Source organism: Streptosporangium canum (genome assembly GCF_900113865.1).
GTDB lineage: Bacteria > Actinomycetota > Actinomycetes > Streptosporangiales > Streptosporangiaceae > Streptosporangium > Streptosporangium canum.
Window position 1 is genome coordinate 1 of record NZ_FOQY01000072.1, and the last position, 10,450, is coordinate 10,450.

The following is a 10,450-nucleotide window of genomic DNA, read 5'->3' on the forward strand; positions in this document are numbered from 1 at the left end:
GCGTCACCTACCTCGCCACCTACGGCGCCGCCCGCGCCAACGCCCAGGCCGCCGCCGAACTGCTCGGCGTCTGACCTGGCCCCATGCCGGTACGGCCCGCACCCCGGAGGCCCCCGGGTGCGGGCCGTACTGTTACGTGATCCGATGCGCCAGAACAATCAGCCGAGCATAGGCGCCGGAAGGCCAGCATCCGGGCCGCTTTTGTGGTGTCGGTTTCCCAGCCATCGAGCCATGACGACCATCTGGCGCTCTCTCGTCAGCCGGTGAACGCGAAAGGACTGGCCGGCGCCCCGTTGGCGAGGAAGCTGTCGATCAGCTCCGTGAGTCCGACCGGATAGACGACCTGGCCAGTGGCACGCAGATCGGCCAGGGTCCACCATTCCCAGGCAAGGATGTCGTCGGTCTGCGTCGCACGCGCGGGATCGACGTGCCTGGCCGGAATCCGGACGATGAAATAGCGCTCGATCTGCCGAGTGGTCTCCCCGTAGATCAGATGTTCCTTGCTGCGCGTGGCGACCTCGGGGCCGAGTTTCACGTCGGTGACGCCGAGCTCTTCGGCGAGTTCCCGGCGGGTGGCGGTCTGGTGGTCCTCGCCTGGGTCGAGCGCCCCTCCGGGAGTGGCCCAGAACACGCCGTCGCCCTCGTCATAGCGGAGCAGCAGGACGCGGTCGGCTTCATCCAGGACGATGGCGCGAGCGGCCTCACGTATCTTCGGGGTGCTCATGACTATCATCTTCCCAGGTCAGCCGCTTTGATCAGGTCTTCTCCACGAGATAGTCGCCCAGACACAGCGCGTCCAGATCACTGGCCTGGAATGTCGCGAGCGCGTCGGCCGGGGTTTCCACGATCGGCTCGCGGTCGTTGAAGCTGGTGTTGAGCACGACAGGTACGCCGGTGAGGGTCCCGAAGTGCTCGATGAGTGCGGCGAAGCGCGGTGAGACTGCCGGGTCGACGGTCTGCACGCGGGCGGTTCCGTCGACATGGACCACCCCGGGGATCCGCTCCTTGGCGCCGTCGAGGACGGTGGGTGCGAGCAGCATGAACGGGGACGGGCTGTCCAGGTCGAACCAGTGGGCAGCAGCCGCTTCCCGGACGGCGGGCGCGAACGGCCGGAACGCCTCACGGTGCTTGATCCGATCGTTCAGCGCGTCCCGGCTGGCTGTGCTGCGCGGATCGGCCAGGATCGAGCGGTTGCCCAGCGCCCGGGGACCGAGCTCGCTGCCTCCCTGAAACCAGCCGATCAGACGCCCGTCGGCGAGCATCTGTGCGGCACAGACGGCGATGTCGCTCTCCCGGCGCCAGATGAACGGGGCGAACCGGCGTTCGACCAAGCCTGAGCGAGGGTCGCGATGCAAGGCCAGCTCGATCTCCTCGTCGGTGTAGGAGCGGCCGAAGGAGTCCATGACCATGGGCCGCCGGGGCAGCTCGCCGGTGAGCTGGTGCAGACCGTACAGGGCACAGCCGAGGGCCTGGCCCCGGTCGGAAGCCGGCGGGGGGACGAACAGGCCGCTCACGCCGGGCAGGCGGCGGATCTTGTCGTTGGCGACACAGTTGAGCGCGACTCCGCCGGCCATGCACACATCGCTCACACCGGTGACCGAGGTGATCGCCTGGACCAGAGTGCACAGAACTTGCTCCACCTGGGCCTGTAGGTAGGCGGCGGCGTCGATGCCGCGCGGGTCGTCGCCGCGGCTGCCGGCCGCGCCGAAGTCGAAGCCGGTCGCCGCGGCGAGGGCGGCGACGCCGCGAGCATGGGTGGCCTCCAACCGTCCGTAGACACGGGTGTCATGGACATCGAACAGCGGTGCGAGGTAGGCGGACGGATCACCGTAGGAGGCCAGAGCCATGGTCTTGCCCGCTTCCTGGGCGTACCAGCCGAGGTACTCAGTGAAGGCCTCGTAGGTGGCACCGATCCCGCCGTGACGGCCCCGGCTGGGGTCGTTGCCGCCGATCCGTTCGATGCCGCCAGGACCCGCCAGGTAGAAGGTCTCGGTGTCCGTGTTGTTGCCCGCGCCGTCGGCGACCAGCACGGTGGCGACGTCGTAAGGGCCCAGGCAGTAGGCGGTATAGGCATGGGAGAGATGGTGATCCAGAACGTGGATCCGGCCCTCTTCGACGCCGAGATGGAGCAGGCCGGTGTCGGCGGGGGTGGCTGGTGCGCGGCCGAAATTGCTGACCACGACCAGGTCGACGTCGGCCAGGCGTAGCTCCGCGGTCCGCAGACAGTACAGCAGGGCAGCCTGCCAGCCGGGGCTGTAGCGGGTGCGGTTGAGACGCTCCTCACCGATGGCGATCATCGCCTCAGGAGTGACCAGGGCGGCGCCGCCGTCGTGTCCCAGGTTGATGCCCACCGCGCACGGGGTCTTTCCACTCATGAGATGGCCTCCGTGAACAGGTTCGATTTAAGGGGGTTCCAGGGGTGGGTGTGATCGCCGACCCGGTAAAGGCTTCCGAGCTGGAACATCTGCATCTGCCCGTCCCGGTAGGGGAAGGCAGAGGTGACGGGATTGCCGAGAACCGCGGCTCCACCTGTGGCGTTATAGGGGATCGCGAAGGCGCCGTCGATCGGGGGCTGAGGGTCGGCTGTGGCCACGTGCGCGGGAAGCGTGATACCGGCTGCGGCCAGCTCGGTGGCCACGATCGTCATGACGGCGTCACGGTCGAGCGGGCCGGTGTCGATGATCAGTGGTGGGCGGGGGCACAGCTCGGGCGCGTGCTCGCGGTAGAAGACACTCATCCGTTCCAGCAAGTCCGGGTCGTACCACTGCTGCCAACGTGGATGGGTGGGGTGCCGGCCACGGCGACGCAGGCTGTCCTCGACCTCGATCTGCAGGATCACTGTGCGCATGTCGTCGGGCAGGGCAGGGGCGATGTGCTGTGAGTAGTAGCCGAGAGCCTTGCTGTAGGGGATCGCATCGGGGTGACGGGTGGCGAAGCAGTAGGCCAGCACTCCCAAGTGGTTACGGTCCAGCAGCACCAGCTCGGCGTTGTACGCGGCCGCGCAGGACGGCAGCGCGGCCATTCGCAGACGTTCGGATCGCAGATACCACAGGGTGTGAGCCGCCGTGCCAGGGTGGATTGGAGCCTGCGGGCCGTTGGCGAGCTTGATGTTGGGCTCGGAGAAGAACACGCACCGGTCACCGAGTACGGGGACGAGAGCGGCGAGCAGGCTGGTCTTGCCCGCGCCGGGTGGGCCGTCGAAGGCCAGCGTCGCAGTGGGGCAGGACAGAGCCCCCACATTTGAGGTGGTCATCGCTGATGATCTCCTTCGGATCGTTGGGGCACGTCAGGGGGAGGGACGTCGATCCACGTTCCATCAGATCGGGCGGAGGTAGCCGCCGCCTCCGCCATGGCCAGGGTGCGCAGATGGTCACCGGCATGATGGGGCGGAAGCCGGTCGGCGGCCAGGGCGTCCGCGAAGGCGGTGTAGGCGGCCAGGATCCCGTCGGGGACCCATTCCCCATGTGGGGTCCGGGAGATGGTCTTACCGGTGGCGGTGTGCAGGGTCGCGGTGGTGTAGGTGACGTGGGCATCGGCCTCAGTGCCGTTGACGAACCAGTTACTTGCCCACGCCGCCGCTGAGCGGGCCGCGTCGTACAAGGTGAGGGAGGCGACCAGCGGTGGCCCACCGAACCGCAGCATGATCGTGTAGGTGAGCGGGCAGAGCGCGCTCTGGCCCGGGAGATGGATGGCGCGGGCCGCGACGGCGATCGGGTCACGACCGGTGTGCCAGCGGATCAGGTCCAGGTAGTGCAGACCATGGTCGATAAACAGGTAGTCGGAGTGATCGGTGTACCAGGTGCGTTCGTCCTCACCGAAGTGATGCACATGCGCGATGTGTGCGATCTCACCCAGGTCACCAGCGGTGATCCACTCGTTGAGCACTCGCTGGGGCGGCGCCCAGCGCAGGTTCTGGTTGACCGCGATCGGCACTCCGGCGGCTGACGCCTTGTTGGTGATCGCGGTGGCCTCCTTCAGGGTGTAGGCGAGCGGTTTCTGGACCAGCAGCGGCTTGCCGTACGGCAGCAGCGAGGCGATCAGCTCGGCCCGGCCGGTGGGCGGGGTGGTGATGTCGATGAGGTCGACGTCCGGATCGGCGGCCAGCTCGGCCGCGGTGGCGTGGACCCGCAGGCGATCGCCCGGCCAGGCGGTTGCCAGGTCCCGGGCGGAGGTCCTCGTGGCACTGCATACGGCGACCAGCGGAACGCCGCCGGCGGCGTAGGCGGGCAGGTGACCGGTGCGGGCGATCCGGCCCGCACCGACCAGCCCCACCCGGGGCCATGCCTTGGTGGCTTCTGCGCCAACCGGATCCGACCGTCCTGGAGTGTGGATGGTCATGCGAGTAGCCGCCTTTCCAAGGAGTGGGTCGTCTCATTCGGGACGGAGGCGAGCGCGGCGAGCTCGGTGGCGAGCCGTTCGACTCGCTCGGCCAGCTCAACGCTGTCCGGGTGCTCCTGGGCGGGTCGCAGCCCGAGGTCGGGGAGGCAGGCGGCGCGGCGTAGGCGGGCGTCGATGCTGTCCCACATGCAGGTGAACGGTCCGTTCAGCGGCTCTGCCGTACGGCTCTCCTCGTTGCGGGCCGGACGGTAGCTGAGGCGGGTGGCACCGCTTGCCAGGTACGGCGAGGCGAAGGTGATGGTCGCAGACCGGCTGCCGCTATCTAGATGCGTTTCATCCCGGTAGACACCGGCGGGCGCGCCAGTGATGATCACGGTGAACACGGCATCACCGCCCCGGACCAAGGCGTGGACGGTGGTCGCCTCGGGGGTGGTGACGCAGGCGAGTGCTGTGAGCTCGGGACAGATCACTGCAAGGACTGTGAGCTGGTGGTAGCCCTGCCAGAGCAGCAACTGCAGGACCCGCAGCTGATATGCGTCCAGTCCGACGGGCGGGGATGAGGGCGGATCGTCGCCGAAGGTGTACGGCGCGAAGCCCGCCGGGAGGAATGCCGCTCTGGCGGCCCGATCGGCGCCATCGGCTTTGATGAGCACACCGTTGCGGATCTCCCGGGCTGGGATCGTCTCCAGCAGAATGTGCAGCGCCGGATCATAGGCACGCATCGCGCCGACCTCCAGCAACAGACCTGCCAAGAGCGCGCGCCGTCGCAGTGCGGAGGTACGGCCGGCATCCAGGCTGAGGGGCTTCTCTGTGAAAACGTGCACGCCCGCATCCAGTGCCAGCTCGATCAGCGGTTCGTGCACACCGGTGAGCACCAGGAGCATGTCGGCTCCGGCGAGCATCTCGGCCACGTCGGAGGCGACGCGCGGCGCGGCGAACCGGCGCGCGGCCTCCTGGGCGCGTGCCGGCTCACGGTCGGTGACGGCGACCACCTCGAACGCTGGGTGGGCGGTGAGGAGCGGCAGGTGGAGGCCGAACGCCGCTCCACCGCATCCGGCCACTGCCAGCCGCCATCGGTGGCGTCCGCCAGGCTCTGCGCAGGTGTTCACAGGATGCCCGCGACCGTACGGGCGGCCGTGTAGGCACGTTTGGCGATCTCGTCCTCCGGCAGGAGCCGCAGCTCGGGGTTGAACAGTTCCACCGACAGCGGCCCGCGATATCCGGCGGCTTCGAGCGCCTGGACGAAGGGAGCCCAGTCCATGGCGCCTTCACTGGGGAACAGCCGCATCGCGTCGGTCCACCGGCTCGGCGGCAGCCGGGCCGGGATGTCGGCGACCTGCACGTGGCCGATCGGCAGTGGCGCGAGCTCGGTCAGGTGGGCGGGGTCGGCACCGGTGGCGGCCCAGTGGAACGAATCCACGCACACCCCCACATCGTCGCGGCCGACCTGCTCCAGCAGTTCGGCCAGGCGGGGCAGAGTCGAGGCGACCTCATGGGGTCCTTCCAGGCAGGCGTCCAGACCGGCGCGGACGCCGACAGCTTCGACGGCCAGCCGTACTCCGTGATCGGCGGCTGCATCGGCGAGAACGCGCAGTCGTCCTACCGCAGTCGCGATCGCGGCGTGCGAATCACCTCCGGTACGCGGGTTGAGCAGCACGGTGGCGACCCGGCAGCCGATCGTCTGGAACGCGGCCAGCCGCTCCGGCAGGTCGGCCAGCGTCGCGACGTAGGCGTCAGTGGTGATCAGCAGTGGCGCGGGCAGCACCGGCCCGGCCGGGACGATGCCGCTCGCGGCTGCGACGCTCAGCCCCAGCTCGGTGAGGAGCGCGGCGGTCTTGGCCGGCCCGTAGGCGATCACCTGCTGGATGGACAGCTCGACGGTGCGGAAGGATGCCCCGGCGGCCAAGTACAGGAAGTCCTCCATGTCGAGCCCGGTGACGGTGGCCGGATTGAGGCACGGGAGCAGCGGCGTGTCAGCCGGAGAAAGAGGGGCGGACAGAGCGGTGACGGGGAACATGACAGGGCTCCTCAGGCGGTCGGTAGTTCGCCGGCCAGCAGCGCCGAGCGGATGTCATCCAGGTCGTTCATGACGGTGGTCACCGTCTTGCGGGTCAGTGCGGGATCCAGCCACTCTTCGCCAGAGGCCTGCACCAGGACCTGCCAGGGGTCCTCCAGATCACGGCCGGACTGCGAGACCAGCGCTACGGCGTAGGTGCGGCCGGTCTCCTCGTGCAGCCGCATTGCGACCTTCTGCGCGGCGAGGTTGTAGAGCTTGCCGACGTGGTAGACGGAGTTCTTGCCCGAGACGCCCTCCATGGACATCGGGCGCAGCATCGAGATCAGCCCGTTGGCGCGGTTGCCACGGCCCACCACGCCTTCGTCCCCGGACTCGATCGAGGAGCCGATCGCGGTCAGATACAGCTCGCGTCGTTTATCGTCGTCGCGGGTGTTCACCGAGACACGCACCCGATGGCCGGGGGCCAGTCCGGCGGCAAGGTCAGTGACCACTTCCTTGGCCTGGGTTCGATGGGCGATGTAGGTGTCCAGGTCGGGGGTGTGAGCGGCGATCTGCGGAACGCACGCGGTCAGATGTAACCGCGCCCCGGTTCGTACGATCATGAGCTTGACGTCGGTCCCGAACCACGGGTGCGTCGAGGTGAACTCTGGCGAGGTCAGGCTGGACTCGATCTCCAGCGCGAGCCGTTCGGCCACGCCGAACGGGGCATACCCGACGCCGGCGGAGGTGTCGTTGGCGAACATCCGCGCCAGTTCGGGCAGATCATCCAGGCTGCGCGGGGCGAACCAGAACCGGCGGCCCGCCCGCTGATCGGCAGTCGGTCCGGCGACGGCCCCGGGGCTGGACGCCTGAGACATGCGCGAGCGGATGACCAGATCGGTGTCTGCGTTCAACATGGGCAAGGCGCCGGTGAGAAAGTCCGTCGTGGCGGTGGCGATGATCTGCTCCACCGGGATGGCATGGGTGCCGAGGGCAGGTGTGAGCCGTCCGTTGACCAGGGCGACGATCGGGTCGGTCAGATGGCCGTGTCCGAAGGTCACCTCGGCCGCGCCGCCGAGCAGCGCGGTCTTGTCGGTGTTGTGGTGCAGGATCGCGCCGAAGTGCTGCAGGCAGTAGGCACTGTAGGCGCGGGAGATCGCCTCGGCGACGCCGTCGGCGAGCGTGTCGGGATGCCCGGCCCCCTTGCGTTCGACGAGTTCCATATCGAGCTGGTCGGCGGCGATCAAGCCGGTCGCGGTGATGAGGTTCATGGCTCAGCACTCCTTACGAGGGAACAGGGGAGGTAGGCAGAAAGCCGCCCATCGGTGCGGACGACGTCTGAGAAGGCGGGTGCGTTCGGCGTGGTAGGCCGCGATGCGGGCCAGATCTCGCACGCCGCGAACCGCGGCGCCCCGGTCGAGGAAGCCCCACCCCATGACCAGGGATTCGAGCGCGAGCGCCACGGCTTCCCGGTCGGCGCGAATCGACGCAGGATGCACCCGCACGCTGGAATGCATCCGCGCGACGCAGATGCCATGGCAGATGCCTTGGGCGAGGAACCAGCGCGTGGTGGTCTCGTCACGGCCGACCGGATGGGTGACGACGGCGGCCGGTTCGATCACCGTCGTCAATCCTCGCTGAACCGCGCGGTCGACCCACTCCAGATCCTCACAGTCCAGCAGCAGTCGGCCCCGTCGTCCCAGATCGGTCCGGAACGGCCCCACCTGCAGGGCGGCCGCGCGGTCGATCAGCATGTTGGCCGTAGTGATCCAGTACGGCCAGTCGTAGCCGGTGCGCTGTTCCGGCCACTCCGGCGGGCCATGGCATTCACGGAGCGGCCGGGCGGATGAGTCCTGCAGCGGGACGACGGTTCCGTCCGGGTAGAGGCTGTCGGTACGGCCTCCTACGACCGCGGCCCTTTCCTGCTCGGCTGCGTCGACCAGGGCGGCGAGCCAGCCGGGTGCCGGGGTGATGTCGGGGTCGGTGAGAGCGACGAAGCGTCCCCGGGCCGCAAGGATTCCCCGGTTACGGCCCCGGCTGGCTCCGGCACGGGGTTCCCGCAACACCTGGACCGAGAACGGCCACGCGCCGCGGGCGGCGGTCGCCACCGCGCCGTGCCGCCCGAGCGGGTCGTTGTCCACGAGCAGGATCTCCAGCTGCTCAGGCGGGAAGCTCTGCTCGGTGAGCGAGGTCAGGAGGTTCCGCAGCCGGCCCCCGTTTCCGCGAGCCGAGGTCACCAGCGACACCAGGAGTTGCCGCTCACTCATCGTCGTCCGCCCTTCGCTGTGCGTCTGGATCCGGTGAACGCATGACAGCAACCCCGCACGGCACGTGGCTACGGATGCGGTGTTGCCGGGATGTTGCCGACCTCCCCAGGGCAGCCCGCCTGACCGGTACGGTGAACGGGCAGGACCGGTCGTGGTGAGGAGCCGCGCGATGGGAAACGAGTCCTACCGGCACCCGCTGGCCGCGTTGCGCGCCCAGTTGGGCCTGTCCGCCAGTGACTACCTGGCTCTGCTGGACCGCCGGCATCGCGAGCTCGGTCACGGGGCCATGGCCACCCGCCGGGAGAAAGTGGCTCGCTGGGAATCGGGCCTGTGCGCACCCGAACTGACCGCGCAACTGGCCATCGCCAGCCTGCATGGCATCACTGAGCAGGCCGTACACGAACTCGGCTGGCCGGACTGGCTGTTGCTCACCTTCCCCGACGACCAAACTGCCCTTGGCGCCGCCTGGACCCTGGAAGGTACCGTGGCCTCAATGGTCGCTTCCAGGCGGGGAGGATCCATGGACCGTCGAGGATTCCTGATAGCCACCGGGGCGACGCTGGGCGGCATCGCCACGCAGTGGAGCGAGGCGTTCGAACAGTTACCCATGACTTCGGCGGGCCGCCGGACACTCACCGTGGGCATGGTCTCTCACCTTGAGCAGCGTCTGGACGACCTGCGTCATCTGGATGACGTTCTGGGCGGCGGAGAGCTCCGGCAGATCGCCATCGCTGAATTCCAGCTGATCAGCTCACTTGCCGACAAGGCGTCTTACAACTCCGAAGCCGGACGGCGCCTGTTCACAACCGTCTGTGAAGCCGCCCGCATCTGCGGCTGGCAGCACTTCGACGCGGGCCAGCAGGCCGCCGCGCAGAAGTACTTCATCACCGCTCTGCGAGCCTCGGCCACCGCAGGCGATCCGGAAGCCGGCGCGAACGTCCTGGCCTTCATGGCCATCCAGACCTACTCCGTCGGTAGCCCCCAGGACGCCGTCAACCTTGTCCAGACCGCCCAGAGCCAGACCAGGCAGCGCACGACCCCACGTGTGCGGTCAATGCTCCACGCTCGCGCGGCTCGCGCCCTGTCCAAGACATCCCACAGTCTGTATGCCTGCACCCGTGAGCTTTCCAACGCCCGCGAAGCCCTCGCGCAGGGACCTCACGATGACGACCCGCCCTGGGTCTACTGGATGACCGAGGGCGAGATCGAGATGCTCGCCGGGTCATGTGCACTCGACTTGGGCCACCCCAGGCAGGCGCTCCGTTTCTTCGACGCCGCCCGCGCCGCGGAGTACTCCGCCGACGGCTACGTCCGCGACAACGCCCTCTACCTCACCCGGGCGGCCGAAGCGCACCTCGCGCTGGGCGAGATCGATGAAGCCTGCGCGGCTGCGCGGCAGGCATTCGAGCAGAGCGGTGGTGTGAACTCCACCCGCCCATCCGGAGCAATCGCCGGCCTCCGCAAGCGACTACGGCCGCACCGCCATACCCCGATCGTCCAGGATTTTCTCGAACTAAGCGCCTGACGGCACTGCGAGGTGACTGCTCCGAAAAACCCTGCGGCATTCCGATTTTGTCTGTCTGGTTGATGACGGAGGCTTATTCAAGGTCCGGGCTGGACTCAGTACCACCTGGTGATAGACCGCCTGCACGAGTCGATGCGAACGGGTGAGTAGATATGGACACCCTCGTGTTGTTTCCACATCGGCCTGGCCGCCGCGCGCCGCGCGGTCAGCCTCACCGGTTCGGCGGCCCCGCTGGTCGACCCGCTGGTGGTCGAGGTGGACACCCCGCCGACCATCGCGGTCGGCGACGTGCCGTGGGGCTTCTCCCCCCTGCTGCCGCAGGCG

10 protein-coding genes are annotated in these 10,450 nt (G+C 68.5%); 1 reads left to right on the forward strand and 9 read right to left on the reverse strand.

Translation table 11 applies throughout. The features are described 5' to 3' along the window. Positions 1–256: 256 nt before the first annotated feature. Genes BM085_RS42180 through BM085_RS42215 form a run of 8 tightly spaced genes read right to left on the reverse strand, consistent with a single transcriptional unit; the run spans position 257 to position 8,601 of the window. Positions 257–724, reverse strand: coding sequence for an NUDIX hydrolase (locus BM085_RS42180; protein ID WP_177245558.1), 468 nt, complete (start codon positions 722–724; stop codon positions 257–259). Positions 725–755: 31 nt separating this feature from the next. Beyond that, positions 756–2,375, reverse strand: coding sequence for a carbamoyltransferase family protein (locus BM085_RS42185; protein WP_093892330.1), 1,620 nt, complete (start codon positions 2,373–2,375; stop codon positions 756–758). Further along, entirely contained in the window at positions 2,372–3,253 is an 882-nt protein-coding gene (locus tag BM085_RS42190; protein WP_143121338.1) for a nucleoside/nucleotide kinase family protein, read from the reverse strand. Before BM085_RS42190 ends, BM085_RS42185 begins: the two co-directional genes overlap by 4 nt. Further along, positions 3,250–4,338 carry a Gfo/Idh/MocA family protein gene (locus BM085_RS42195; RefSeq protein ID WP_093892332.1) on the reverse strand — a complete coding sequence of 363 codons (1,089 nt, stop codon included), beginning with the start codon at positions 4,336–4,338 and terminating at the stop codon, positions 3,250–3,252. Before BM085_RS42195 ends, BM085_RS42190 begins: the two co-directional genes overlap by 4 nt. Continuing rightward, positions 4,335–5,399, reverse strand: coding sequence for a Gfo/Idh/MocA family protein (locus BM085_RS42200; protein WP_177245559.1), 1,065 nt, complete (start codon positions 5,397–5,399; stop codon positions 4,335–4,337). Before BM085_RS42200 ends, BM085_RS42195 begins: the two co-directional genes overlap by 4 nt. 44 nt (positions 5,400–5,443) lie before the next feature. Next, on the reverse strand, positions 5,444–6,355 hold the full coding sequence (locus BM085_RS42205) for a sugar phosphate isomerase/epimerase family protein (protein ID WP_093892334.1): 912 nt from the start codon (positions 6,353–6,355) through the stop codon (positions 5,444–5,446). A gap of 11 nt (positions 6,356–6,366) precedes the next feature. Next, positions 6,367–7,605, reverse strand: a complete 1,239-nt coding sequence (locus BM085_RS42210) for a methionine adenosyltransferase (protein ID WP_093892335.1) — start codon at positions 7,603–7,605, stop codon at positions 6,367–6,369. A 3-nt stretch (positions 7,606–7,608) separates the two neighbouring features. After that, positions 7,609–8,601, reverse strand: a complete 993-nt coding sequence (locus BM085_RS42215; protein WP_093892336.1) for a glycosyltransferase family 2 protein — start codon at positions 8,599–8,601, stop codon at positions 7,609–7,611. A gap of 169 nt (positions 8,602–8,770) precedes the next feature. Here BM085_RS42215 and BM085_RS42220 point away from each other — a divergent pair, with 169 nt between their 5' ends. Then, positions 8,771–10,126, forward strand: a complete 1,356-nt coding sequence (locus BM085_RS42220; protein ID WP_093892337.1) for an NsdA family TPR-like regulatory protein — start codon at positions 8,771–8,773, stop codon at positions 10,124–10,126. Positions 10,127–10,221: 95 nt separating this feature from the next. Here the strand turns inward: BM085_RS42220 and BM085_RS47670 are convergent. After that, a partial coding sequence (locus BM085_RS47670; protein WP_218158991.1) for a hypothetical protein occupies positions 10,222–10,450 on the reverse strand: 229 nt, incomplete at its 5' end.